Origin of the sequence: Sinimarinibacterium flocculans (assembly GCF_003201205.1) — a bacterium.
Lineage (GTDB): Bacteria > Pseudomonadota > Gammaproteobacteria > Nevskiales > Nevskiaceae > Solimonas > Solimonas flocculans.
Genome location: NZ_QICN01000004.1, coordinates 71872 through 98067, shown reverse-complemented (window position 1 = coordinate 98067; position 26196 = coordinate 71872). Strand labels below are relative to the sequence as shown.

Sequence of the window (26196 nt, the reverse complement as noted above, 5' to 3'; positions counted from 1 at the left end):
TGCCCGCCCCGCGGCCTTCCGAAGCCCGATTACAAGACAAGAGGTTCCCGTTCCATGTTGCGTCGTCCGTCGAAAGTCTGGGCTTCGGTCCTGTGTGTGCTGCCGCTGGCCGCGTGGTCCTTCAGCCCGGAAAGCGGCAGCCTGAGCGAAACCAGCCCGACGCTGATCGCCGAAGGTGGACCCTACGTCATCTCCAACCCGGTCGGCGTCGCGCTCGATCCGGTCTGCACCGGCGACGGCGTGACCTGCGACACCTTCGTCTTCGATCTGGATGTCGACGAGGCGTACCGCAGCGCACATCCGGACGCCGAGGTGGTGATCGCGCTGGAATGGACCAATGGCGGTGACGACCTGGACCTCTACGTGCGCGACGACGAGACCGGCGGCCTGCTCGGCGCGTCGGCATCGGCCGATGCCGGCGAGCGCGTCGTGCTGCGCGTGGCCGAGCTGCCGGCGCGCGTGCGCGTCGAGGCGATCCCCTTCCTGGTCACCGGCTCGACCTCGACGCTGACCGTCGGCCTGGTGACCGATCCCGTCGACGGCGGCGGCGAAACCGATGTCTGCGCAGCGACCGATGGCGGCGCGGCGCAGATGGACGCCGGCGTGATCGCCGATCTCGCCAACCTCGCGCAGACCGCGATCTACGGCGCCTTCGTGCGCTTCGACGGCGGCACCCGCAAGCAGCAGGACGGCCTGCTCGAACGGCTCGACCTGACTGCGACGCATGACTTCCGCCGCTACGTGTCCTCGGTCTTCGTCACCGGTCCGGCCGCGGCCTTCACCGCGCTGCTCGACGAGCCGCTGGTCGCGCGCATCGAGCACAACCGCCCGCTGCAGTACCTCGGCAGCACCGCGCCGTGGGCCACGCGCGTACGCGTCGCCCAGGAACCGGTTGCGGGAGGCCCGTACTTCGACAGCGAAGGTCGCCGGCTCACCGGCGAGGGCGTCACGCTCGGCATTATCGACAGCGGCCTGTACGGCCTGCATCCGGACTTCGCCGACAACCTGCTGCACAACTTCAAGCTGCTGGTACCGGGCCTGGTCACCGACCCGCTGTATCTCGACATCGGCCCGCTCGACAGCGAAAGCCAGGTCGGCGGCCACGGCACCCACGTCACCGGTACCGTCGCCGGCAGCGGCGCCGCTTCCGACGGCCTCTACCCGATTCCGGACTTCGCACCCAACGTCCGCGGCACCTACGCCGGCGTGGCCCCGGACGCCAGGATCATCCACTGGGCCAATGGCGCCGCACTGCTCGTGCTCGACGTGGCCAGCGCCTACCGGCACCTGCTCGACAACCTCGACAGCTTCGACCCGCCGCTGCGTGCCGTGAACAACTCCTACGGCGACGGCGCCGGCTCGCAGTACGACCCCGGCTCGACGTCCTCGTGCCTGATCAAGGAGATCGTCGATCGCGGCGTGGTCATGGTCTTCGCGGCCGGCAACGACGGCGGCGACGGCAGCAGCGACCAGACCTCCTCGACCTGCAAGGACCCGACCCCCGGCGTGATCTGCGTGGCCAGCTACAACGACGCCGGCAGCGGCGTGCGCGACGGCGCGCTGTCGACGTTCTCGAGCCGCGCGCTCAAGGGCGCGTCCGACCGCTATCCGGACATCTCGGCGCCCGGCGACCTGATCACCTCCACCTGCTTCCAGTCGCAACCCAGCCAGGCGATCTGCCTGGGCGGCAGCGAAGGCCTCATCGAAGGCACCTGGCTGCCGTGGTACGGCACGATCTCCGGCACCTCGATGGCGGCCCCGCACGTCACCGGCGCGATCGGCCTGATGCTGCAGGCACATCCGGAGCTGACGCCGGCGGACGTCGAGAAGCTGATCAAGCTCAATGCGCGCAAGGTCGGCAGCGACTACGAGCCCGACCCCTTGCTGCCCGGCGGCACGACGCACTTCGCCTACGGCGCGGGACTGCTCGACCTGCCGTCGATCCTCGACGCCCTCGACACGCCGCACGCCGGCATGCCGCCGCTGGCCGAGGAGTGGATCGTGCTCGACGGCGACAGCGACCTGCTGATCAGCGATCCGGGTGCCGACATCCAGACCCTGACGATGCAGGAAGGTGCGGTCGACGATCTGCCGGGCATCCAGTACCGCGTGACGCTGAGCGCAGCGCCGATCGAGCGCGTCGCGTTCCGGGTCGCCGCCAACGTCGCCGGCCTGCCGGTCTCGACGACGGTCGTCGCCGGCAGCGACGGCGTCGAGATTCCGGAAGGCGGCCCGGGCAACACCGCGGTCGCCAAGCAGGCGGCGCTCGAAGGCAACGTCCTGAGCTTCTTCGTGCCATACGCGCATCTGGGGTTCCCCGATCCGGGCGAGCCGATCCACAACATCCGCGTCTTCGCCGACGGTGCGCTGTCGACCCTGGATGCCGCGCCGTCCGCGTCGGGCCTGCTGCCCGAACTGCCGGACGAACCGAGCCTGCCGCTGGTGTCGGACCTGCTCAAGCGCCCGATGTTCGGCCGCGCGTTCACGACCCAGCTCGACCCCGGCGTGCCGCCGCCGTCGACCGAGAAGAGCTGCGAGCTGCCCGGCCTGACCCAGTTCACCAGCCCGGCCGGCGTGACCGGCAACATCGGCCTGCCCACCGGCCAGGACGACCTGCGCCAGCTCTGGGTCGCGGAGCCGGTCGACATGCCGGGCAAGATCGTGTTCACGATCAAGGTCGCCGACCTGTCGAACGTGCCGCCGCTGCACCGCTGGTACGCGTACTTCAGCCTGCCCGACGACACCAACGCCTACTTCGTGGCGATGGACAGCGTCGGCCTGTCGCCGAGCTTCGTCTACGGCACGCGCAGCGCGATTCCGGTCCCCGCGGTCGGCGGCGTCGGCACCTTCACGGTCCTCGGCGACCTCGACGCCGCGAGCGGCTATGACGCCGACGGCACCATCCGTCTGGTGCTGGACAAGGCCGCGCTCGGCATCGAGAGCGGCACCGTGCTCAGCAGCCTCGCCGCGAGCATCCGCCAGACCACTCCGGTCAACGGCATCGGCCTGACGACCGATTCCGGTGCCGCAGCGGAGAACTACCGCGTGGTCGGCAACCAGTGCGTGACGCCGGACGACAACGGTGGCGGCGGCGACGGAGGCAATGGTGGCGGCAACGGCGGCGGCAACGAAGGCGACGACGATCCGGGTCGCTTCGGCGGCGCGCTGCCGGCTTCGTTGCTGCTGATGCTGCTGGCCGCGGGGCTGCTGCGCGCGCGTCGCCGTCACTGAGCCGCCGGCTCACCCGGGACTATGGCGTCGGACCACGCGTCCGGCGCCACGCTCCCGGGTCGGACTGCCTGTCAGATCCGCAGTTGCCAGTAGCCGACGTCGATCCAGCGACCGAACTTGAACCCCACTTCCTCGAAGTGGGCGACCTTGCAGAAGCCGAGCTTCTCGTGCAGCGCCACGCTCGCCGGGTTCGGCAGCGCGATCCCGCCGATCACGGCGTGCAGCGAACGCGCCCGCAGCTCATCCAGCAGCGCGGCGTACAGCCGTGTACCGACACCGCCACCGGTGCGCGCGGGATCCAGGTACACGGTGCTTTCGACCGAGTAGCGGTAGGCGCAGCGTCCTTTCCACCGGCTGGCATAGGCGTAGCCGATGACGGCGCCACCCGCCTCCGCGACCAGCCACGGCAGGGAAACCGCGGTCGTCTCCTGCAGGCGGGCCGCCATGGCCGGGGCGTCGAGCGGTGCTTCCTCGAAGGTGACGACGGTCTCGCGGATGTAGTGGTTGTAGATCTGCGCGAGGGCATCGGCATCCGCGGGCCGGGCCGCGCGCACCCCGGTCGCCTGAACCCCCTCCGGCTTCACCTGCCCCATGGCGCCGCTCCGCAACCCGCCCGATGGGCCGACGATACTGCGGCGGCCATCCGCCGGCCAGCGCCCTTTCGCCGCGGTGGCGATTCGGCTACAACCTCGTGATGTCCATCGCGCCCTTCGCCGACCGCGTCATCGCGGAGCTGGTCCGCATCCGCGAGGAGGCCGCCGGCCATCCGGCGGATTGCCCGACGGCCGACGAGGCGGCACGCCGCGCCGGCGGCGGTCTGGTGCAACGCATCGTCGTGCGCGCGGGCGCGCTACCCGGCAGTGACGCACAGCGCCGGCGCCTGCGCCGCCTGCTCGGCGGCGCCGCCATGGCGGCGATGGTGCTCGCGGTGCTTGCCGGGCTCGCCGGGATCGCCGCGGCCGCGACCGCGCTCGGTGCCCGCGAACCGGCAAGCCTGCCGCTGGTGCTGCTGGTCGTCGTCGGCGCGAATCTGCTGACCCTCGTGCTGTGGATGCTACTGCAGTTCCCGGGATCGCGGATCGCACCGGGAATCGGCTCGGTCCTGCTCGCGCTGTGGCGACGCGGCATCGGCCGGGGCCGTGCTGACGGACAGCCGCCGCCGGACGCCCTGCTCCGCGTGCTCGCCAGCGGCAACCTCGCGCGATGGTCGGCGGCCTCACTGGTGCATCTGGCGTGGCTGTCCTTCGCCGTCGGCGCCGTGCTGGCCCTCACCGTGTTGCTGAGCGTGCGGGCCTATGCGCTGTCCTGGGAAACGACGCTGCTCGACGCCGAGGCCCTCACCGCCTGGGCACGACTGCTGTCCGTCGGCCCGGCCTTGCTCGGCGTCCCCGGTGCCGACCGCCTGCCGGTTATCGACGCCGGCGACGCTGCGCAGGCCTGGTCGTTGTGGCTGGTGACCGCAGCGATCGCCTACGGCGTGCTGCCGCGCGCGACCGCGCTCGCCGCCAGCCTGGCGATGTTGTGGCGCGCACAGCGCGCGCTCGCCTCCGATCCCAGCCGCCCCGGTTTCGCACGTCTGCGGACGCGCCTGCTTCCCGACCACCAGGCGCTCGGCACGGTCGACGTCGCGCCGCCAGCCGATACCGTCGCGCCCCGTCGCGAGTCAGCAACCGCAACGCCCGTGCTACGCGGTCGCGTCCACGGGCTTTGCCTGGAGTCCAGCGATCGCGGCGCACCGCCGCTGGCCGACGTCGACTGGGTCTGGCTCGGCGCGGTCGACGATGCCGGTTCGCGCGAATCCGCGCTGCAGCGGCTGCGCGGCGAACGGGTCGAGGCGCTGGCCATCCGCGTGCGGGCGACGATGACGCCGGATCGCGGCATCGAACGCTTCATCGGCGAACTGGCCTCCGCCGCGCCGGCACCCGCGACGCTGCTGCTCGACGATCTCGACCGCCTGCGCGCGCGCGGGGCCGACGTCCATGCACGCCGGCTCGACGACTGGCAGCGACTGGCGGACCGGAACGGCGTCGCCGTGCAGGGGCTGGAGGCCGCGGCATGAGCCGGATGACGCCTGTCGACATCGCCGTCGTCGGCCATACCAATACCGGCAAGACCTCGCTGCTGCGCACGCTCTCGCACGATTCGCGTTTCGGCGAGGTCTCGGACCGGCCGGCGACGACCCGCGACGTGCAGGGCGTGATGCTGCTCGCCGACGGCGAAGCGGTGGTGGCGATGTACGACACGCCGGGTCTGGAGGACGCCATGGGCGTCGCGGCGGTACTGGCCCGCGCGCATGCCGGTGCCACCGATCCGGTCGCGGCCATCGACGCCTTCATCGCCGGCAACCATGGCGACGGCCGCTACGAGCAGGAAGCCAAAGTGCTGCGCCAGGTGCGCCGCAGCGACGCGGCCCTGTACGTCATCGACGCCCGCGAGCCGGTGCTGGCGAAGCATCGCGAGGAACTGCGCCTGCTCGCGGCCTGCGGCAAACCGCTGATGCCGGTGCTCAACTTCGTCGCCAACGACGAGGCCGATGCGGAGACCTGGCGCGAACAGCTCGCACGCGTCGGCCTGCACGTGCTCGCGCAGTTCGACACCGTGGTCTACGACGCGCAGGCCGAACAGCGCGTCTTCGAACGGCTGGCCACCCTGCTCGAACACCGCCGCCGCGACTTCGAGCGCCTGCGGCACAGCCGCGTTCGCGAACGCGAGGCCCTGATCGAATCGGCATGCCGCGCCGTCGCCGAACTGCTCGTCGATGCGGCGGGCGCGCGCCGTCACGGCACGCTCGATGACGATACGGAGCAGGTGCACGAACGATTGCGCGACACGATCCGCGATGCCGAGCAGCGCTGCGTCGATACGCTGCTGGGCCTGTTCCGCTTCGAACTGGACGCCTACCGGCCACCGGAACTGCCCTTGCAGCAGGGGCGCTGGCAACTCGATGCCTTCGACCCGGAAACGCTGCGGAGCTTCGGCATCCGCACCGGCTCCGCTGCTGCCGCCGGCGGCGCCGCGGGCCTCGCCGTGGATGCCGCGGTCGGCGGCATGAGCCTGGGCGCTGCCGCCCTGCTCGGTGCCGGGCTCGGTGCCGGCTGGAGTGCCTTGCGCAGCTTCGGCCAGCCCTGGGTCGATCGCCTGCGCGGCCATCAGGACATCGCGCTGGAAGAGCCGACGCTGGCGCTGCTGGCCGCGCGCCAGCATCTGCTGCTCGCGGCCCTGCTGCGCCGCGGTCACGCCAGCCAGGCCGGCGTCCGCACCGATCCCGCGCAGGCCTGGCCGGATGCCGGACTGCGCCAGGCCGTGCTGCGCTGCCGCGCCCATCCGGAATGGTCGCGGCTCAACGGTCCCGGTGGCGAGGCCGCTCCGGATCATGCCGTGCGGCCCGTCGCCGACCGTCTGCGCACCCTGCTCGGCTGAAGGGCGCGCGGCCCGCGCATGTCACACGGTGACGGCGTCGCTCGTCTGTGAAGGGCAAACCCCACACCGACGAGTCGCCCCATGACCGCACGCCTCAGCTACATGCAGCAATCCCCGGACCTGTTCAGGAAGGTCGTCGCCCTGAGCACGGCCAGCAAGGCCAGCGGTCTGACGCCGGCCATCCTCAATCTCGTCGACATCCGCGCCTCGCAGCTCAATGGCTGCGGCTTCTGCCTCGACATGCACGTGAAGGAGGCCAAGATCCGCGGCGAGCGCGAACTGCGTGTCCACCATGTCGCCATCTGGCGCGAATCGGCGCTGTTCGATGCGCGCGAGCGCGCCGCCCTGGCGTGGACCGAAGTGCTGACGCGTCTGCCGGAACACGGCGTGTCCGACGCGGATTTCGCGGCGGCGCGCGCGCAGTTCTCGGAGAAGGATCTGTCCGACCTCACTTTTGCGGTCGCCACGATCAACACCTGGAATCGCCTCAACGTCGCCTTCCGCAACCCGCCGGGCTCGGCCGACGAGGCCTTCGGCCTGCAGCGCGCCGGCCTGTCCTGAGGCCGGGCGCCGCCGCGCCGGCCCAGGAGCCCGGGGCGGCAGAAGCGCGCGCGACTGCGATGTCGCCATTGCGGCCATCTTCCGCGCGGCCTCTCCCGATCTGGCCTTGCCTCGCCTGCGCGGTGCCTACCGCCCAGGCTCCTGACTCTTCTGCGGAATCGAGAAGCGCTCGATGTAGTCGCGATAGCGCTTGCGCACCTCGGCGGCGGTCAGGCCATAGTCCTCCAGCGCATACACGTGCCTGCCGTGCTTGTGTTGCGGATTCTCCTGCGCCAGCCGCGTCATCCGCGCCTCGGCCTCGGCGGACAGCGGCTCGCCGAAGTGCGCATAGACCTTGCGCATCGTGCCGACCGGATCGCGCAGCTGTTCGAGGTACTGGATGTCGTGGATCGCGTCGGCGCCGTGCTTCTCGCGGAAGGCGTTCTGCCGCGCGATCATCAGGTCGAAGGTCTCGAGCAGCGTCTCGGCGATCTCGCGATTGTCCACCTTGTCGCTGTACATCGGCCGCACCAGCCGCAGCAGCCCGCACGCGGAGCCGACCACCTCGACCGGATCGCGGTGGGTCATCACCAGCTGGGCATCGGGATAGACCGCGGTGAGATCGTCGAGGAACAGCGGATGCCAGGGATTCTTCAGCGTCCAGCGGCCGCCGTTGTGCTCCTGCAGCAGCTGCAGCAGTTGCTTGTGGAACTCGAAGGCATGGCGATACCCCGTCTCATGCAGGAACCAGCGACGGTAGCCGGGGATCTGCAGGATCGAGTCGAAGATCTCGGCGCAGAACGAGAGCTGCATCGCGTACTGGCATTCCGTGGGGCTGTCGGCCTCCTCGAAGTGCGCCGCGGCGATCTGCGGTGCGATCTTGAGCATCGCGTCGAGCATCTGCCGCTGCGCGCCGCAGCGCAGGTCGGTATGCAGCTCACCTTTCTTCGCCGGCGGCACCGGCTGCAGCGCCTCCCAGCGCAGCAGGCAGCGACGCATCGGGTCGGCGCCGAGCAGGTTGATCGTCAGCGTCGTTCCGGTGCGCGGCAGGCCGAAGACGAACATCGGCTTCTCGACCGGCCGCTGCAGCAGCTCGGGCTTGCGCTTGAGGTAGTCGACGATGCGCAGCCGATTGACGAGCACCGTGGTCAGCGTTTCGCGCCAGCGCATCGCGCCGGCCGGCGACAGGCGCGCCTCCTCGTTCGATGCCTTGACCAGGATGTCGAGGCCTTCGAGCGCCTTGGGGTCGCCGAAGTCGGACAGGCCTGTGGCTTTGCGGGCGGCTTCGATGAGGTCAGTCGTGTTCATGCGGGGGATCCGGAAGCAGCGCATCGGCGGGCTCCCCTCTCCCGCTTGCGGGAGAGGGGTTGGGGGAGAGGGCCGCGCAGCGGCGTTGGCTGTCTGCGGGCGGCACGGCGCTGGGCGCCGCCCTCTCCCGCCCTACGGGCACCCTCTCCCGCGCGCGGGAGAGGGGATGAAGTGGCGACGGTCACGGGGCGACCGCTCCGTCGCCCGCAAGCACCGCATCGACGGCGGCGATCTCGGCGCGCAGCCACATCGTTTCGCTGAGGTTCTCGCCCGCCGATTCGCGCTGCAGCTGCTGCAGCGCGGCCTTCTTCACGCTGAGCGCGGCGGCACAGCGCGGTTCGACGCGCAGCGCGATGTCGAGCAGGTGCAGGGCTTCGAGCGGCCGCCCGGCGTCCGCATGGCCCTGCGCGCGGCCGGCGAGCGCATCGGCACCCCCGGCCAGTTCGACCAGGTCGGCATCGACGCTCGCACGCGGCACGCCGTACAGCTCGGTCGTCGAGTCGAAATGGAACCAGCCGGAGTATTCCTCCCAGATGCTGCGCACGGCCCAGGCCACCTTGCCGTGCGGCTGGCCCAGCTTCAGCGTCTCCGGCAGGCGGATCTCGCGCATCAGGGTGTGAACGTCCTTGCCGGCGTTCATACCGTCGACCACGGCATCGTGGATGAAGCTGACCGCGGCATGCATGCGATCGAGGCTCGCACGGATGTGCCCGGCCCCGCGCACCGGCTCGCCGTGGCCGGTGATCAGCAGCTCGGCACCGAGCTGGCGCACGCGATCCAGCGCGCGCAGGTAGCGGCGCACCGAACGCGGCCGGTCGCCGCGCACGGTGACCAGATTGGGCACGGCGAGGAACACCGGGCCGAACAGGTTGCCGGTGAACACCACCCGCTCGTCCGGCATCCACACCACCAGCGAGTCCAGCGCCTCGCCACCGGGCGTGGACAGCAGCTCGAAGCGGCGGCCGCCCTGCTCGAAGCCGTATTCGCGGTCGACCACCACGTCGGGTTCGATCACCGGCGGCATGCCGGGCGGTGCGTTGGGCGGGCCCTTGCGCTTGATCGTCGAGCCCCACAACTTGAACGAGCGGCGACGGAAGTACGGCGCCAGCAGGCGAAAGTCCGCGCAGGTGTCGGTGAAGTGCCGCTGCGCGATCAGTTCGGTGCCGGCGTCGCGCAGTGCCGGCGCGCCGCCGAAATGATCCGGATGCCCCTGCGTGATGACGATGCGGCGCAGCGGACCACTGCGATGCGGCGCCAGCAGCGCACGGTTGCGTTCCGCCGAATCCATGAAGCCGGCGTTGACCAGCAGGTCGCCGTCCGCGGTCTTCACCAGATAGAGGTTGGAGATGTCCTTCACCATGAAGATGAAGTCGGTCACCGCCACCGCCTCGGTCTGCGCCTCGCCGGCCTGCACCAGCGATGCCAGCGAGGGCTGCTTGTCGCTCGCGCTCACGCGTTCGTCTCGAAGTCGATCATCACCTTGGCGGACGCCGGCGTCGCGGCCACGCCCAGCGCCTCGATGATCTGCCGGAACGGGAAACGGTGGCTGATCAGTGGCGCGGCGGTCTTGCTCAGTCTCGGCAAGGCAGCGACGACCTCGGGCATCTCGGTGGGATAGCCCACCGCCGTCGTGATCGTCATCTCGGTGGTCAGCATCGCGCCCAGATCGAGTTCCACCGGCTTCATGTAGGCGGCGGTCACGACCATGCGCGACTGGTACTTGGCGATGCGCACCACGTCCGACAGGATGTTGGGCGCGCCCGCGGCGTCGATGAACGCATCGGTGCCCACGGCCTCGCGGCTGAAGACACGCGCCGCACCGTGCAGCTCGGTGAGCTTCGCCTTGAGGTCTTCCTGCGTCGGATCGAAGGCGGCGCGCGCGCCCAGGGCCATGGCCCGCTCGCGGCGCTCCGCCGCCAGATCGAGCGCCACCACGTCGGTGATGCCGCGATCGACCAGCCACAGCACCATGCCCAGGCCGATGGGGCCGCAACCGAAGACCACCACCTTATCGCCCGCCTTGACCTGCGCACGGTTGACGCCGTGCAGCGCCACCGCCAGCGGCTCGGTCAGCGCGGCGATTTCCCAGGGCAGATCGTCGGGGATCGGTAGCAGGCTGTCGCCCACGCGCGCATCGCGCACGAGCAGCTCCTCGGTGAACGCGCCCTCGGGGCCGCCGCTGCCGATGTAGCTCGGCGTCATCATCGGGTTGACGACGACGCGCTGCCCGGGCTTCACACCCTGCACCGCCGCACCGACGGCGACGATCTCGCCCGCCGCCTCGTGGCCGATCGGCGTCACGCCGCCGGGTTTGCGGTGGATGCCGCCGATCTTGATGTACGACAGGTCACTGCCGCAGATGCCGCAGGCCTTGACCTTGATAACCACGTCCTTGTCGCCGGGCCGTGGCGGCTCGACCGGATCGAGCCGCACGTCGTTGACGCCGTGGATGTTGAGCACCTGTCCCATCGTCGTCTCCTGGGGCCTGTCAGAGCATCACCATGCAGCCGCCATCGATCGTGATCGTGTCGCCGGTGTGGAAGGCCGAGGCATCGCTCGCCAGATACGCGGCAATGCCTTCGTAGTCGCTGCCGTAGCCCGGCCGCGGAATCGCGTTCTTGATCAGCATGAACTTGTCGAGCGGCGAGAGTTCGCCCTCGCCGGTCATGCCGGTCTTCACGTAGCCCGGTGCGATGGAGTTGGCGCGGATGCCGTACTTGCCCAGCTCCACCGCCATCGAGCGTACGATCGCGCCCATCGCGCCCTTCGAACCCGCGTACGAAGGTTTGCCGGCCAGGCCCTTGAACATCGACAGGCTGCCGCAGAACACCAGCGAGCCGCCGGGCTCGCCGGCCTCGGCGCGCCTGACCATGCAGCGTGCGCCTTCGCGCAGCGTGTAGTACGCGCCATTGAGGCTCACGTCGAGAAATTTCTGGAACTCCGCGCTGGGCAGGTCCAGCATCGAGCGCGTCTGCGGCGGCGGCAGGCCGGCGTTGGCGATGACGCAGTCGATACGACCGTGCGCCTTGAGCACCGCCTCGAAGCCGGCAACGATCTGCGCCTCGTCGGACACATCCACCTGCTGCGTGCTCACGCGCACGCCGAAGGCTTCGAGCTCCGCCTGGGCCGCGGCGTTCTTCTCCGCGTTGCGTGCCCAGATCGAGACGTCGCCGCCCTGTTTCGCGATCCCGCGCGCGAACGCCAGCCCCAGCCCGCTGTTGCCGCCGGTGACGACGGTGACCTTGCCGGACAGATCGAACAAACCCTTGGCCATGTGCTCCTCCTGCATCGTGGACACTGTTGTATGCCGGGGGCACGCCACGCTCAATCGCAATCGGTATCGCCGCCGGGACAGGCTGACGAAATCGGGCCACCGATGCTTCGCGGCGGCCGTCGATCGAGCGTGATGTCCGCAACGACGGACATCCATCCTCGGGACGCGCGCGCCTCCTGCGCCGGAATCCGGCCTGCGCGGAAGCGAGGCCTCAGGCCTTCACGCGGATGCGTCCGAGATAGTCGCGTTTGCCCAGCGGCACACCTTTCATCCGCAGGATGTCGTAGGCCGTGGTCGCGTGAAAATGCAGGTTCGGAATCGAGAACGACAGCAGGAAGTCCTCGACGGTGAACAGCAGCTTCATGCTTCCCGGTTCGAAGGCCAGCTCCCGCCCCTGCAGCGCATCCAGCTCATCGCGGCGGACCGCTTTCAGGCGTAGCGCCGCGTCCTCGAGCATGGCCTGCAGGCCGGCGTAGTCCACGTCGGGCGTCCGCGGAGGAGGACCGAAGCGTCCGGCCTGCGCGCACTCGACCGCGCCGATGGAATGCTTGATCACCGATATCACCTGGAAGCGGAACGGCAGCATGTCCGGATGCAGTCGCGCCTCGACGATCTGCCGCGGATCGATGCCGAGTTGCGGCCCATGCGTCATGCCCTTGTCGAGCACGCCGATCGTCGCCTCGACCGTCTGCACGAACCCGGGAACCGTCGCGTCATAGAGGGAGATGCCCATCCGTCTGCTCCAGGCGTCATCGCGGCGACATTGCACGCACAGGCCAGTCTCGGCGTCCGTCAGCGCCGGCACAACGCGCAATAATGTCGACATCCGGCCGTCTTCCGGCGGCCGGCACGCCGCGCCTCCGGTCGCGGCGGTGCGCAGCGAGGAGATTCGAGATGGGAACGACCGGCGGACCCACGTCACCGCTGATGACGCTGGACGCGGAGATCCGCGTCCCGACCGCAACCGTGCAGCTCGCGCGCTTCCATGTGCACGAGCCGGCAGACACGATCCGCGACCTGCGGGACACCTACTGGCTGGACCTGTGCCTGACGCCGCGCCCGCACAACGCCCGCGCCTGTTACCGCGATCACTGGAGCCCGCACCGTTTCGAACGCATCGGCAAGCTGATGCTGCTGCCGCCCGGCGAGGTCGTGCAGGCGCGCAGCGATGGCGGTCCCTCGCAGGCGTCGGTGCTGTGTCATCTGGTCCCGGAGGCCCTGTGCCGCTGGTTCGACGGCGATCTGCACTGGGCCGACCGCCGGCTGGAAGCCACCCTCGACATTCCGGACAGCCATCTGCGTGCGCTGCTGCTGCGGCTGGTCGACGAACTGCGGCAGCCCGGCTTCGCGAGTGCCGCGCTGGTCGAACTGGTCGTCGCGCAGATCGCGATCGAGTTGGCGCGCTACTGCACCGAGATCCGGAGCCGGGCGCCCGCCGGCGGTCTGGCCGCCTGGCGCCTGCGCCTGATCGACGAGCGGCTCAGGGAGACGACGGCGGCGCCGAGCCTGACCGAACTCGCGGAGCTGTGCAGCCTGTCGGTGCGGCAGCTCACGCGCGGCTACCGCGCCAGCCGCGGGCGGTCGATCGGCGACCACATCGCCGAAAGCCGCATCGATCACGCCCGTGCGCTGCTGCGCGGCGACCAGAGCGTCAAGGCCATCGCCTACACGCTGGGATTCTCGTCGCCATCGAGTTTCTGCTTCGCATTCCGCAGGGTCACCGGCCACACGCCGCGCGACTACCGGCTGCGCGTTCTGCGCGGGCACTGAGGGCGCCACCGCCGCAATAGACCGTGAGGGAACGGCCGCTTGTCCACGACGGCCAGCGCCGGACGACGGTCATTTTGGTGGCAGTCCGGTGACATATATTCCCGACGCAGCACCTGCCGTCATCGCGGCGCCCGGAGCGCGCGCAACCCGCTGCAGGTGCATCCACACCGCCAGCATTCGAGGGGATATAGCATGACCAGGCCGACCGGACGGACAAGCGGCGCTCGCGCGCCCGGGGGATGGTCGACCGCGCTGGGCATCGCCGGTCTCGCCGTCCTGCTGCCGCTGGCGCACGCGCAGGGTAAGGCGGCTGCCTACGACCCGGTCACGCAGTATTCATCGCTCGCACAGATCAACAAGAACAACGTGTCGGAACTCGAGCTGGCCTGGGAGTTCCACACGGGCGACCGCCCGGGCGAAGGCTTCGACGGGCTGATGTCGTTCCAGGATCAGCCCAGCCTGATCGACGGCAATCTCGTGGTGTGTTCGGTCAAGCGCAAGCTCACTGCGCTGGACCCGGCCACCGGCAAGACGCAATGGACCTTCGACCCGCAGGAACCGGACGTGAAGTTCCGCAAGTGCCGCGGCATCGGGCACTGGGTCGATGCGCAGGCCGAGGATGGCGCGCAGTGCAAGTCGCGCATCTTCCTGGGCACGGTGGACTACCGCCTGATCGCGATCGACGCGAAGACCGGCACGCCCTGCGAGGACTTCGGCGAGGCCGGGACCGTCACCATGCCGACGAGCAAGCCGGTGCTGTGGCCAGGCGAAGTCGCGGCCACGTCGAATCCGGCTGTCGTCAACGGCGTGGTTGTCGTCGGCTCAGCCGTCGCCGACAACCAGCGCGTGGACTCGCCGAGCGGTCGCGTACTGGCCTTCGACGCCCGCAGCGGCGCGCCGCGCTGGGAATTCGACCCGGTGCCGCGCAGCGCCGACGAGCCGGCGATGGCGAGCTGGAAGAAGGGTACGCAAGGCATCGGACAGGGCAATGTGTGGAGCTCGATGGCGGCCGACGATGCGCTCGACCTGGTCTACCTGCCGACCACCAGCCCGTCGAGCGACTTCTACGGCGCGATCCGTCCGGGCGACAACCACTACACCAGCTCGGTGGTCGCGCTGCGCGGCAGCACCGGCGAGGTGGTCTGGCACCAGCAGCTCACGCACCACAACGTGTGGGACTACGACGTGCCGGCGCGGCCGATGCTGATCGACTATCCGGGCAAGGATGGGCAGATGGTGCCGGCGTTGCTGCAGAACACCAAGATGGGCCTGGTCTTCATCTTCGACCGTGCCACCGGCGAGCCGCTGGTGCCGATCGAGGAACGGCCGGTGCCGCAGGACGGCAAGGTCGCGGGGGAAACGCTGTCGCCGACGCAGCCCTTCCCCGCCGGCATGCCGGCGCTGATGCCGCAGTCGTTCTCGCCCGACGATGCCTGGGGCTTCAGCTTCATCGACCGCTGGCTGTGCAAGCGCGAGACGAAGAAGTACGTCCACGGGCCGATCTACACGCCGATCACCGAGCAGGGCACGATCGTCGTGCCCTCGGTCGGTGGCGGACCGAACTGGGGCGGCGGCGGCTACGATCCCGCCAGCCACATCATGGTCGTGCCGACCAACCGCGTGCCGATCGTCGTGTCGCTGGTGCCGTCGGCCAAGGGCACCGCGAGCGTCGGCGAGGTCAGCCTCGAATCGGCGGCCGGCATGGCGTTCAAGATGGACGACTCGCCCTACGTCTTCAACATCAAGCCGCTGCTGTCGCCGCTGGGCTCGCCGTGCTCGGCGCCGCCGTGGGCCGCGCTCACCGCCATCGACATCGTCGACAAGAAAATCGTCTGGGAGGTGCCGCTGGGCGACATCGGCAAGATGATGCCGTTCCAGCCACCCGCCTTCCTCAACTTCGACACCAGGCTGGGCACGCCGGGCGCCGGCGGACCGCTGGTCACCGCGGGCGGCGTCGCCTTCATCGGCTACACGCTCGACAACACCTTCCGCGCCTTCGACCTGCACACCGGCAAGACGCTGTGGGAAACCGAACTGCCCGCCGCCGGCACCGCGGTACCGGTCAGCTACGAGGTGAACGGCGAGCAATACGTCGTCATCGCCGCCGGCGGCCACACGATGTACCAGTCGACGATGGGCGACAGCGTGATGGCCTACAAGCTCAAGAAGTAATCCGCCATGTCCAACGATCCCGTCTACTACGACCCCTACCTGCGCTCCATCGTCAAGGATCCGTATCCGCTGTATCGCCGGCTGCGCGAGGAAGCGCCGCTGTACTACAACAAGGAATACGACTTCTACGCGATCAGCCGCTACGAAGATGTGCGTGCCGGCTTCATCAACCACAAGGCGCTGATCTCCGGCCGCGGCGGCATCCTGGAGATGATCAAGCAGAAGATCGAGATGCCGGCCGGCACCTTCATCTTCGACGATCCGCCGCGGCACACGATGTACCGGCAGATCGTGCAGCGCATCTTCACGCCGCGGCGCATGAACGGCCTGGAGCCGCTGGTGCGCAGCGAGACGATCAAGGTGCTCGACAAGCTCGTCGGCCGCGACGAGTTCGACGTGATCGACGACATCGGTCGCCAGTTGCCGATGCGCGTCATCGGCATGCTGCTCGGCATTCCCGAGGAAGACCAGCAGCTCGTGCGCGAGCTGACCGACGCCAAGATGCGCACCGAGGAAGGCAAGCCGATCGACTACGCCGAAGGCCTCAAGATGGAGGAGAACTTCGACGAGTACATCAAGTGGCGCACGAACAATCCCTCCGATGACGTCATCACCGAGCTGCTCGGCGTCGAGTTCACCGACGACATCGGCACCCAGCGCAAGCTCACGCGCGACGAGCTGATCACCTTCTGCAACGTGCTCGCCGGCGCCGGCAACGAGACCACGAACCGCCTGATCGGCTGGACCTGCAAGACGCTCGCCGAGTATCCGGACCAGCGCCGCGAGCTGGTGAGCAATCCGGCGCTGATTCCCGATGCGATCGAGGAAGTGCTGCGGCTGGAGCCGCCGGCGCCGCACGTCGGTCGCTACATCGCCAGCGATGTCGAGTTCCAGGGGCAGAAGCTGCCTGCCGGCAGCACCATCCTGATGCTGGTCGGTGCCGCGAACCACGACGACCGCGTCTTCGCCGACCCGGACCGCTTCGACATCCATCGCGACCGCACGCGCTCGCACCTGGCCTTTGGCGCGGGCATCCACACCTGCATCGGCAACGTGCTGGCCCGGCTCGAGGGCCGCGTCGTCTTCGAGGAGCTGCTCAAGCGCGTGCCCGAGTGGGATATCGACCTCGCCAACGCCGAGCTGCTGTCCACATCGACCGTGCGCGGCTGGGATCGCCTGCCCGCCTATGTCAACGCGCGCGGCGCCGCCCAGATCAAGGCGCGTGCGCAGGCCGAGAAGGCCGCCGCCGAAGCGCCGGTCACGGGCGCGCCGGCTTCGGTCGCCGGCACGTGGACGATCACGGTCAAGGGCCCGACCGGCCCGATGGACAGCACGCTGGAACTCAAGGACGGCGCCGGTGGCCTCAGTGGCGCGCAGAGCGGCGAAGGCACGACCACCGAGATCGAGAGCGCGAGCTACGACGCCAAGACCGGCGCGATCACCTGGATCAACAAGATCAGCAAGCCGATCAAGATGAAGCTGACCTTCAACGGCACCGTCAACGGCAACGAGATCAGCGGCAAGCTCAAGGCCGGGTTCATGGGCTCGTTTCCGTTCACCGGCAAGCGGGTGTAAACCGATGCAGTTGTAGGAGCGCACCCGGGCGCGACCGCAACACCAGACGCGCACGACGGTCGCGCCCAGGTGCGCTCCTACCGGTCAGACAGCAGCCGCTGCAGCGCCGGCCGATCCACCTTGAACGAGGGCGTGCGCGGCAGCGCATCGACGATGCGCCACACCGTCGGCACATGCGTCGCCGGCACGCGCTCGCGCAGGTGCGCCTCCAGCGCCGCCGCGTCCGGCGCGGCCGCACCGGGCTTGAGTTCAACCGCCACGCCGGGCACCTGACCCAGGCGCGCGTCCGGGATGCCCGTCGCTGCGGCCGCCGACACCGCCGGATGCTGCAGCAGCGCACGCTCGATGGTTTCCGGCAGCACCTTGAAGCCGCCGCGCATGATCGCGCCGTCCGCGCGACCGCGATGGAACAGGAAGCCGTCCCCGTCGATCAGCGCGATGTCCGAGGTGCGGATCCACTCCGGCCCGATGCGCGGCGACACCACTTCGAGAATGCCTTCGCGATCGGGCGTCAAGACCTCGCCGCTGTCGGCATCGACCACCCGCAGTTTCGCGCCGGGCAGCGCGCGGCCCACGCTGCCGAATTTCTTCGCGCCCCACTCGGCATGCAGGTCGAGCGTCATCGCCGTGACCGGCCCGCCGAATTCGGTGGCGCCGTAGCTCAGCAGGATGGGGATGCCGTAGCGCGACTCGAAGGCGCGCTGCACCTCCGGGTCCAGCGGCGCGGCGCCGGTGCCGAGACGGCGGATGCTGGCCAGGTCCTCGCGCGGGATGTTGGCGTCCAGCACCATCTGCACGCCGGCCGGCGGCAGGCCCGTGGCCGTCGGACGGTAGCGGCGCACGTAGTCGTGCCAGCCGGCCACGCTGAACTTGTCGAGCAGCACGACGCGCTGGTTCTTCAGCAGCGGCGGGATGGTCGAGTAGATGCCGGTGATGTTGCCAAGCGGGAAGTACAGCAGCGTCGGAATCTCCGCGGACAGATCGGCCATCGCGCCGATGTGATGCTCGAGAATCAGCTCGTAGCTCACGGTGAACGGCTTGGGCTTGCCGGTGGTGCCGCTGGTCAGGATCTCGATGCGCGGCGTCTGCGGCGCGCCTTGCGTGCGCACCGCCTCCGGCCCCTCCCAGCGTGCCTGCAGGCCGTCGAGCACGACCACGCCGATGTTCTGCTCGCGCAGCACCGTGCGCAGCGCGTCGTGCAGGTCTTCGGCGTGCAGCACCACCGCAGCCGGCTGCATCTGCTGCAGGTCGCGCGCGATCGCCGCCGCGGACTGGAAGGCGTAGATCATCCGGATCGTGCGCCGCGACGCGATCATGCCCAGCAGCGCCGCGAGCGCCGCCGGGCGGTTGCGCGGCACGAAGGCGACCGGCGCGCCGACGCCGATGCCGTGGGCGTCGAGCGCAGCGTTCAGCCCGTGCGCGACCTCGCGCATCGCGCCCCATTCGATCCAGCGGTTCCCGTACTCCACCGCCGGCGCTGTACGCGGTCGCGCCAATGCCTGCGCGGCGAGTTCGGCCAGCCGACCGTCCGCGGCGCACGGCCCGGCCTCGCGCCCGGCGCCCGGCTCAGCGGCGGACATGGAACCCCTCACGCATCGGGTCCGCCGCCATGCCTCACTGGGCGACGCCCTGCTCCAGGTAGTTGCCCACGGCGGTCAGAACCGCCTCCCATTCCTTCGGCGCAATCGAGTCCACCGGATCATTGCCGAAGCGTACGCCGACCATGTTCAGCGACGGCGCGACGCTGACACGCTGGTGCCCGTAGCCGGCCGCCGTGTAGTTGCCGGACTCCTCGCCACCCCAGTGCGGCCACATGTAACCGCGCGGGCCGCCGCCGTTGGCCTTGTCGTAGTTGTGCGAAGCCGCGACCCAGGCCTGCGGAACGATCTGCCGGCCATCGATGCTGCGCCCGCCGTTGCGGTAGATCTCGCCGAAGCGGAGCATGTCCCGGGGCGTGGCCATCAGCCCCATCGACGCGAAGGTGTTGCCCAGGCGGTCGACCATCACCAGCGCATCGTCCTGCATGCCCGCCGGCTGCCAGATCTTCTCCGAGAGAATCTCCGCGTACGGCCGCGCATAGACGTTCTCGAGCAGCCACGCCAGCATCTGCGCGTCACCGCTGTTATAGCGGTAGTGGTCGCCGGTCGGCGAGACCCGCGTCAGCCGCAGCAGATACTCGTCACGGGTCATGCCGAACAGGCCGTTCGAGTGGTAGTCCGCGCCCATCAGCACGAGTTCTTCCGGCTGGTGCACCGGCACGTCGACCCAGTAGGTGCCGGATTCCATCTGCAGCAGGTCCTCGACGCTGACGCCCTCCCAGACGGTGCCGGTCGCCTCGGGGATGTACTTCGTGACCGGATCGTGAATCGAGTCGACCAGACCTTCCGATACGGCGATGCCGACCAATGCCGTGGTGACCGACTTGGTCACCGACCACATGTGCGCCCGGGTGTTGGTGTTGAAGCCGTTCTGGTAGTCGTCGTAGATGAAGCGGCCGTTGTGCATGAACGCGATCGCGTTCGTCGAGCCGCTCTGCATGTACTGCTCCAGCGTGCGCGTGTTGCCGTTCACCTCGTAGGTGAGCTGACTCAGGTCGATCGGCGTCGCCGGCAGCGCCGCGGCCGCCGGATTGGCCTTCACGACCTGCGTCGGCAGAATCACGATGACGGTCGTCGCATCCATCGGCAGCAGCAGGATCGACAGCTCGCCCCCGGCCGTGTCCTCCAGCACCCGTACCGGCTGCCCGAGTCCGAGCAGCAGATTGGCCCGCGCCTGCAGCAACGCCAGCAAGGGCCCCATGCCCGGCGTGAACTCGTCGGGCGTCGGGTGCAGCCGTCCGAGATGCATCGCGATCACGTCGCCCAGCCCGTCGGGCAGCGTCGACAGCGCGGTCAGCACCTGCGTGGGATCGGACGGCAGCGAGTACAGCCCGCTGCGCTCGACGATATGCACCAGTTCCTCGGCAAGGATCACGCCCTCGTTCGGCGGATCGGATACCTCGCCCGGCTCCGGTCCCTCCGCCGGATTCGTTCCGCTGCCGCCACATGCCGCCAGCGCAAGCGCTGTCAATGCTGCGCCCGCGAGACGGCGCCCAAAGAACGTGGTCATAGCTCCCCCGATTGTTGTTTCCCAGCGATGCTGACGAGCATGCCAGATTCGTCCGGGAGGACGCCGCGGCTCGGACTAGGAAAAATTGCCTGTCCGGATGAGGGGGCTCGACGACCGGCTGCCGCTCGAAAGCCTGGGTGATACCCGGTGCGGGCGACCCGGCCTGGCTGCAGGCGTCACCCTGCCCCAAGCTGCGTCGACAACTGCGCCGCGCTTTCGCGCAGATCGCTGCCGATGCGCGTCAGCGTCGCGTTCTGCAACTGCCCGCTGATGCCGACGACGACCAGGCAATGTGACAGACGGCGGCCCACGCCGAACACCGGTGCGGCGACGACGGTGATGCCGGCCATGTAATTGCCCTGGTCGACGGCGTAGCCGTTGCGCCGCGTCTGCTCGACCTGTGTCTCCCATTCGGCCAGCGTGGGCGCATGGTCCCAGCGCAGTCGCTTGAAGCGCCGGTGCAGGTCTTCGCGGTCGTGGTCGCCGAACGCCGCGAGGCAGCGGCCGGACGCGCTGATCGTCGCGGGAAACCGGCTGCCGATCTGCGTGTGCAACTGGATCATCGTTTCCGAGCGCGCCATCGCCACGACGATCATGTGTTCGAGTCCGACGATCTGCACGCCGATGGCCGTCACCCCGTACTGGCGGGCGATGCGATCGAGCGCCGGCTGGGCGATGCCGGCAAAGCGATCCCGGCTCAGCCACTGGCGCGCCAGCAGCAGCACGCCGGCATCGAGCGAGTAGAGCTTGGTGACCGGATCGACGCGCACGAATTCCTCGGCGACCAGCGTCCGCAGGATATGCAGGCAGGTGCTGGGCACGATCTGCAGTGACCGCGCGATGGCCTGCACGCCGACCGGTTCGGTCGAGCGGCCGAGCAGGCGCAGGATCGCCGCTGCGCGCGAGACCGCCGGCACCATGCTCTGCTCGAGCGCCTCGGCCAGTGCCTGCGCGTGTGCATTCTTGACTGCCGGGACCCGGGACTTGCCTGCCATGGAATTCGCTATCCGCCGTCGTGCAGAGGTTCGCGGATGATACGGCCATGCCCGACTTCCTTGTGCCAGCCTGATCGGCGAACTCGCGGTCCACACAGGGATTTTAGGCAGTTAATGTACAGCGTTGTTGACTACTGAGAAGAGCGCGAGCTAAGGTCTTCGCGACATCGCTGGGGGCGCCCGCGCCCCCAGCCGAACGCCTTTCGCATCGCCGCGAGAACCTCGATGGAGCCGAGCTTGCTGAATCTGGATGGACGCATCGTCATCGTCTCGGGTGCCGCCGGCGGCGGCATCGGCACGACGACTACGCGCATGCTCGCCGAGGCGGGCGCCACGGTGATCGGCGTCAGCCGCTCGCAGAAGAACATCGACACCCACCTCGTTCCGCTCGCCGACAAGGGCCTGGCAGTCGTACCGGTGGCCGCCGATGCAGAGACCGACGAGGGCATCGCCGCAGCGATGGCCGCGGCGAAGCGCGCCAGGGGCACGCTCTACGGTCTGGTCAACGTCGCCGGCGGCGCCGCGCCGCAGACCTGGATGCGCGCCACGCGCGTGACGCGCACCGACTGGCGTGCGCTGTTCAGCCAGAACCTGGAGTCGATGTTCTTCATGACCCAGGCCGTCGCCGCCGAGCTGCGCGCGCAGAAGCTGCCGGGTTCCATCGTCTCGATCTCGTCGATCAGCGGCATGAACACCGCGCCCTATCACATCGCCTACGGCACGGCAAAGGCGGCGATGGTCGCAGCGACGCGCACGCTGGCCGCCGAGCTCGCGCTCGACAACATCCGCGTCAACTGCATCGCGCCGGGCCCGACGGCAACGCCGGCGTCCGAGATGTTCATCGACAAGGACGAGGCGCGCGATCGTGCAGCGATCGCGATGGGCCGTCGCGGCAAACCCGAGGAACAGGCAGGCGCCATCCTCTTCCTGCTGTCCGACCTCGCCGGCTACATCACCGGCCAGACCATCCTCACCGACGGCGGCCTGAACCTGAAATGGACGCACCTCGGCGCCGACAACACCTCGCTGTTCCTCAAGGACCCCGGCTTCAAGGCCGCGATCCAGAAGTGACGATGGACACGACGAAGACCGCGCCGGCCGGCACCCCGGTCGAATCCGCCGACGAGCTGGCCGAAGCGGTCAGCATCGGTGTCGAGGCCTACACCTGCCCCGACTACGCGCGCGAGGAGCGCGACCTCCTGTGGCGCAAGGTCTGGCTGCAGGTCGGCCGCGTCGAGGAGATTCCCGAGGTCGGCAACTTCCTCGCCTACGAGATCCACGACGACTCGATCATCGTCGTGCGCACCGGCGCGGAGACGCTCAAGGCCTACCACAACGTCTGCCCGCATCGCGGGCGCCGGCTGGTCGACATTCCCGACGGCCAGAAGCAGGCCTGCGGCAAGCGCAAGATGTTCGTCTGCGGCTTCCACGGCTGGCGCTTCAACCTCGAAGGCGAAAACATCCACATCCTGCACCAGGACGACTGGTGCGGCGCCCTGACGCCGGAGCGGACCCGCCTGGGCGAGGTGCGCGTCGATACCTGGGGCGGCTGGGTCTTCATCACCATGAACCCGGACGCGGTGCCGCTGCGCGAGTACCTCGAACCCGCGGCGTCGATGCTCGAACCGTTCCAGCTCCAGAACATGCGCTACCGCTGGCGCAAGTGGGGCATCTTCGACTGCAACTGGAAGGTCGCGATGGAGGCTTTCAACGAGACCTACCACGTCCAGACCACGCATCCGGAATTCAACAAGTACGGCGAGTTCCGCGGCTGGGCGCGCGCCCAGGGCCTGCACAGCAACATCGGCTACGAAGCGCCCAAGGGCATGGACGAGAACCAGGCCGGCAAGCTGCGCGTCGGCACCCAGGCCGACCCGCGCCTGTCGACGGCCGAGATGCAGGTCTACACCTGGGAAAAGGCCAATACCAACACGACGCAAACGATGGTCGATGCGGCGCGGCGCCTGAAGGACGAGCTGCCGGAAGGCACGCCGGCCACGCAGGTGCTCACGCACTGGATCACCTCGGCGCGTCGCGACGACGAGGCGCGCGGTGTGGTGTGGCCGACCGTCGATCCGGCACACGTCGGCAAGAGCGGCACGGCCTGGCAGATCTTCCCGAACTTCCAGATCGGCCATGCCGTCAACAACATGCTCTGCTACAGCGCCCGCCCCTACGGCAACGACCCGGACAAGTGCATCTTCGAAGCCGCGGTCTACCAGCTCTACCCGAGTGGCGAGGAGCCGAAGACCGAGTGGGAGTACGCCCCGGCCACGCCCGAAGCCTGGTCCTACGTTCTCGGGCAGGACTTCTCGAACATGGCCGCGGTGCAGAAGGGCATGAAGTCCTCCGGCTTCCGCGGCACGCAGTGCAATCCGTACATGGAGCGCGCCACCACCAACCTGCACCGCAACCTGGCCCGCTACATGGGCCGCGGCGCGCCGCGCCGCATGCGCTGAGCGCCCCGCGCCACCCGAACCCACAACACCGACAACGGCATCACCCCGGAGAGTCACCGATGGCCTTCACCACCCGCGACATCAATCCCCGCATCGCCACCGAGATCAGGGCGAGCAAGGAAGAACTGCTGAGCGGCGAGTACGCCGGCAGGATCCGCGAGCTGCTCGAACAGCGCGGTGTGCTCGTGTTTCCGCAGATCGACTTCAACGACGAAGAACAGATCGCGTTCACCAATACGCTCGGCACCTTCGCACCGGAACACGACGGCGAGATCATGTACAAGGTCACGCTCGACAACACCGTGAACCCGAAGGCCGACTACCTCAAGGGCTCGTGGTACTGGCACATCGACGGCACGATGAACAAGGTGCCGATCCTGGCGTCGATCCTGTCGGCCAAGGTGCTCTCGCCCACCGGCGGCGACACCGACTTCTGCAACACCTACGCCGCCTACGACGACCTGCCGGAGGAGGACAAGCAGGCGATCGACGGTCTGAAAGTGATGCACTCCGCCTGGAACACGCTGTTCTACTACGACCCGGAACCGGACCCGCGCCTGCTCAAGGGCATGATGCAGATCGGCGACCAGGAACTGCCGCTGGTGTGGAAGCACCGCTCGGGCCGCAAGTCGCTGGTGATCGGCGCCACCGCGCGCCACGTCGTCGGCATGGAGTACAAGGACAGCATCGAACTGCTCGTGCGCCTGCGCCACTGGGCCACGCAACCGCAGTTCTCCTACCGCCACAAATGGACGGTCGGCGACATGGTGATCTGGGACAACACCGGCACGATGCACCGCGCCACACCGTACGACCCGAAGTCCGGCCGCCGCCTGCACCGCACGAAGCTGCAGGGCGAAGAGGCGTTTGCTTGATCCGCAGCAACCGGCATCTGTAGGAGCGGCTTCAAGCCGCGACCGTGTGGGCACGCCGTCGCGGCTTAAAGCCGATCCTACGAGTTTCGACTGAAGGGCAGGACGACACGGAGGAGTACGCATGAGTGGCGCTTTGCGCGGTGCCGCGGCCGAATGGCGCGGTTTCTGGTTCCTGCCGCTGGCGGGCGCGCTCGGCTACGCGACCTCGGTGCTGCACGTCTATTCGCTCGGTCCCTTCGTCGGGCCGTTGACCGAGGAGTTCGGCTGGACCCGCGCGCAGATCTACTCCGGCCTGACCATCGCCTCGATCATCAGCGGCCTGCTGTGCATTCCGATGGGCGTGCTCGTCGATCGCATCGGTCCGCGTCGGGTCGGACTCGTCGGCGTCGTGCTCATGGGCCTGACGGTGTCGTGCCTCGGCACCGCGACCGGCAGCCAGATGAACTGGCTGTTGCTGTGGGCCGTGGTCGCCATCGGCACCCTCGGCGTTCAGGCCACGGTCTGGACCAGCGCGGTCGCCAGCCGCTTCGAGACCTCGCGCGGCCTCGCCTTCGCGATCACGCTGTCCGGTGGCGCACTCGCGGCCGCGGTGTTCCCGAGCTTTGCCACCTGGGGCATCACCGAATTCGGATGGCGCAAGGCCTACATGCTGATGGCCGCACTGTGGGCAACGCCGGTGCTGCTGCTTCTGCTCGGCGTGTTCCGCGGCGCACAGGACCAGATGCGACGCGAGAAGCAGCCGATGCCCGCGCGGGTCCTCACCGGCATCACGTTCGCAGAAGGCCTGCGCTCCTCGGTGTTCTACCGCCTGCTGCTCGCATCCGGCTTTTTCTCGTTCACCACCATCGGCGTGTCCGCGAACTTCGTGCCGATGCTGACCGACAAGGGTACGGCGCTGGCCACCGCCGCACAGGTCGCCGGCATCATCGGCATCTTCTCGGTGATCGGGCGCCTGGGCGCCGGCGTGCTGATCGATCGCTACCCGGCGCAGAAGGTCGGCGCGATCATCTTCCTGATTCCGCTGGTCGCCTGCCTGTTGCTGCTCAACGACGGCGCCAGCCGCGCCAACCAGATGATCGCGGCCGCGATCTTCGGACTGACGCTCGGCGCCGAGGTCGACGTGATCGCGTATCTCGCGACCCGCTTCTTCGGGCTGCGCGCCTTCGGTGCGCTGTATGGCGCGATGGTCATGGCACTGTCGCTGGGCACCGCCTTCGGCCCGCTGGCGGCCGGCATGCTGTTCGACCGCTACGGCGGCTACGAGCCGTTCCTCTACCTGACGATGGCAATGATGAGCACGGCCGCGGTGTCCGTGTTCAGTCTCGGACGGCCGCGGGCGCTGGAGAGCGCCACGCCACTGCCCGAAGCGGCAATCCCGGACCCGGCCCTGCCGTAGACGGCGACTGCACCTGCAGTCACAAGCGCGGCCCGTTCAGTCGTCTACAGCGGCAGACCCGGATCCTACAATC

Annotated in this window: 19 protein-coding genes and 2 pseudogenes; 11 read left to right on the top strand and 10 right to left on the bottom strand. The window is 69.0% G+C overall.

What is annotated here, in order from left to right:
• Positions 1-54 precede the first annotated feature (54 nt).
• Entirely contained in the window at positions 55-3231 is a 3177-nt protein-coding gene (locus C8D93_RS09165) for a S8 family peptidase (protein WP_170123972.1), read from the top strand.
• Between the two features lie 71 nt (positions 3232-3302).
• Here the strand turns inward: C8D93_RS09165 and C8D93_RS09160 are convergent, their stop codons facing one another.
• On the bottom strand, positions 3303-3824 hold the full coding sequence (locus C8D93_RS09160) for an arsinothricin resistance N-acetyltransferase ArsN1 family B (protein ID WP_110264888.1): 522 nt from the start codon (positions 3822-3824) through the stop codon (positions 3303-3305).
• A 101-nt stretch (positions 3825-3925) separates the two neighbouring features.
• Here C8D93_RS09160 and C8D93_RS09155 point away from each other — a divergent pair, with 101 nt between their 5' ends.
• The 3 genes from C8D93_RS09155 to C8D93_RS09145 all read left to right on the top strand — a co-directional run bounded on the left by C8D93_RS09155 (position 3926) and on the right by C8D93_RS09145 (position 7212).
• Positions 3926-5290 (top strand): DUF2868 domain-containing protein, encoded by a 1365-nt coding sequence (locus C8D93_RS09155; protein ID WP_146216555.1) that lies wholly within the window; start codon positions 3926-3928, stop codon positions 5288-5290.
• Positions 5287-6651: a GTPase/DUF3482 domain-containing protein gene (locus C8D93_RS09150; RefSeq protein ID WP_110264886.1), complete on the top strand. Its 1365-nt coding sequence runs from the start codon at positions 5287-5289 to the stop codon at positions 6649-6651. The genes C8D93_RS09155 and C8D93_RS09150 overlap by 4 nt, the downstream gene beginning before the upstream one ends.
• Before the next feature lie 81 nt (positions 6652-6732).
• Entirely contained in the window at positions 6733-7212 is a 480-nt protein-coding gene (locus tag C8D93_RS09145; RefSeq protein WP_110264885.1) for a carboxymuconolactone decarboxylase family protein, read from the top strand.
• A 126-nt stretch (positions 7213-7338) separates the two neighbouring features.
• Here C8D93_RS09145 and C8D93_RS09140 read toward each other — a convergent pair whose 3' ends face one another.
• The 5 genes from C8D93_RS09140 to C8D93_RS09120 all read right to left on the bottom strand — a co-directional run bounded on the left by C8D93_RS09140 (position 7339) and on the right by C8D93_RS09120 (position 12506).
• On the bottom strand, positions 7339-8499 hold the full coding sequence (locus C8D93_RS09140) for a sulfotransferase family protein (RefSeq protein ID WP_110264884.1): 1161 nt from the start codon (positions 8497-8499) through the stop codon (positions 7339-7341).
• Positions 8500-8680: 181 nt separating this feature from the next.
• The gene (locus tag C8D93_RS09135; protein ID WP_211307275.1) at positions 8681-9952 is read right to left on the bottom strand and encodes an MBL fold metallo-hydrolase; all 1272 of its coding nucleotides are present in this window, start codon (positions 9950-9952) and stop codon (positions 8681-8683) included.
• Entirely contained in the window at positions 9949-10968 is a 1020-nt protein-coding gene (locus C8D93_RS09130) for a zinc-dependent alcohol dehydrogenase (RefSeq protein ID WP_110264883.1), read from the bottom strand. Before C8D93_RS09130 ends, C8D93_RS09135 begins: the two co-directional genes overlap by 4 nt.
• A gap of 19 nt (positions 10969-10987) precedes the next feature.
• On the bottom strand, positions 10988-11773 hold the full coding sequence (locus tag C8D93_RS09125) for an SDR family NAD(P)-dependent oxidoreductase (protein ID WP_110265105.1): 786 nt from the start codon (positions 11771-11773) through the stop codon (positions 10988-10990).
• A gap of 211 nt (positions 11774-11984) precedes the next feature.
• The gene (locus tag C8D93_RS09120; RefSeq protein WP_110264882.1) at positions 11985-12506 is read right to left on the bottom strand and encodes a DUF1993 domain-containing protein; all 522 of its coding nucleotides are present in this window, start codon (positions 12504-12506) and stop codon (positions 11985-11987) included.
• 161 nt (positions 12507-12667) lie between these two features.
• Here C8D93_RS09120 and C8D93_RS09115 point away from each other — a divergent pair, with 161 nt between their 5' ends.
• From C8D93_RS09115 to C8D93_RS09105, 3 genes and pseudogenes are all read left to right on the top strand, one after another.
• Complete coding sequence (locus C8D93_RS09115; RefSeq protein ID WP_211307274.1) at positions 12668-13543, top strand: helix-turn-helix transcriptional regulator; 876 nt, start codon at positions 12668-12670, stop codon at positions 13541-13543.
• Between the two features lie 192 nt (positions 13544-13735).
• Positions 13736-15715 carry a pyrroloquinoline quinone-dependent dehydrogenase gene (locus C8D93_RS09110; protein ID WP_110264881.1) on the top strand — a complete coding sequence of 660 codons (1980 nt, stop codon included), beginning with the start codon at positions 13736-13738 and terminating at the stop codon, positions 15713-15715.
• A gap of 6 nt (positions 15716-15721) precedes the next feature.
• Positions 15722-16906: pseudogene (locus C8D93_RS09105) on the top strand (cytochrome P450); the annotation flags it as partial.
• Positions 16907-17367: 461 nt separating this feature from the next.
• On the opposite strand, the gene C8D93_RS21440 reads toward C8D93_RS09105, so the two are convergent.
• From C8D93_RS21440 to C8D93_RS09090, 4 genes and pseudogenes are all read right to left on the bottom strand, one after another.
• On the bottom strand, positions 17368-17670 hold the full coding sequence (locus C8D93_RS21440; RefSeq protein ID WP_422635959.1) for an AMP-binding enzyme: 303 nt from the start codon (positions 17668-17670) through the stop codon (positions 17368-17370).
• Positions 17671-17775: 105 nt separating this feature from the next.
• Positions 17776-18876, bottom strand: a pseudogene (locus C8D93_RS09100) (AMP-binding protein); the annotation flags it as partial.
• Positions 18877-18904: 28 nt separating this feature from the next.
• On the bottom strand, positions 18905-20398 hold the full coding sequence (locus tag C8D93_RS09095) for a serine hydrolase domain-containing protein (RefSeq protein ID WP_110264878.1): 1494 nt from the start codon (positions 20396-20398) through the stop codon (positions 18905-18907).
• Positions 20399-20574: 176 nt separating this feature from the next.
• A complete protein-coding gene (locus tag C8D93_RS09090; RefSeq protein ID WP_110264877.1) occupies positions 20575-21393 on the bottom strand; it encodes an IclR family transcriptional regulator in 819 nt (272 codons plus the stop codon).
• Positions 21394-21618: 225 nt separating this feature from the next.
• On the opposite strand from C8D93_RS09090, the gene C8D93_RS09085 reads away from it, so the two are divergent.
• The 4 genes from C8D93_RS09085 to C8D93_RS09070 all read left to right on the top strand — a co-directional run bounded on the left by C8D93_RS09085 (position 21619) and on the right by C8D93_RS09070 (position 26123).
• Positions 21619-22464 carry an SDR family NAD(P)-dependent oxidoreductase gene (locus tag C8D93_RS09085; protein ID WP_110264876.1) on the top strand — a complete coding sequence of 282 codons (846 nt, stop codon included), beginning with the start codon at positions 21619-21621 and terminating at the stop codon, positions 22462-22464.
• 2 nt (positions 22465-22466) lie between these two features.
• Positions 22467-23852: an aromatic ring-hydroxylating oxygenase subunit alpha gene (locus tag C8D93_RS09080; protein WP_110264875.1), complete on the top strand. Its 1386-nt coding sequence runs from the start codon at positions 22467-22469 to the stop codon at positions 23850-23852.
• Positions 23853-23911: 59 nt separating this feature from the next.
• Positions 23912-24727, top strand: coding sequence for a TauD/TfdA dioxygenase family protein (locus tag C8D93_RS09075; RefSeq protein ID WP_110264874.1), 816 nt, complete (start codon positions 23912-23914; stop codon positions 24725-24727).
• A gap of 121 nt (positions 24728-24848) precedes the next feature.
• Positions 24849-26123: an MFS transporter gene (locus C8D93_RS09070; RefSeq protein ID WP_110264873.1), complete on the top strand. Its 1275-nt coding sequence runs from the start codon at positions 24849-24851 to the stop codon at positions 26121-26123.
• The last annotated feature ends 73 nt before the right edge of the window (positions 26124-26196 follow it).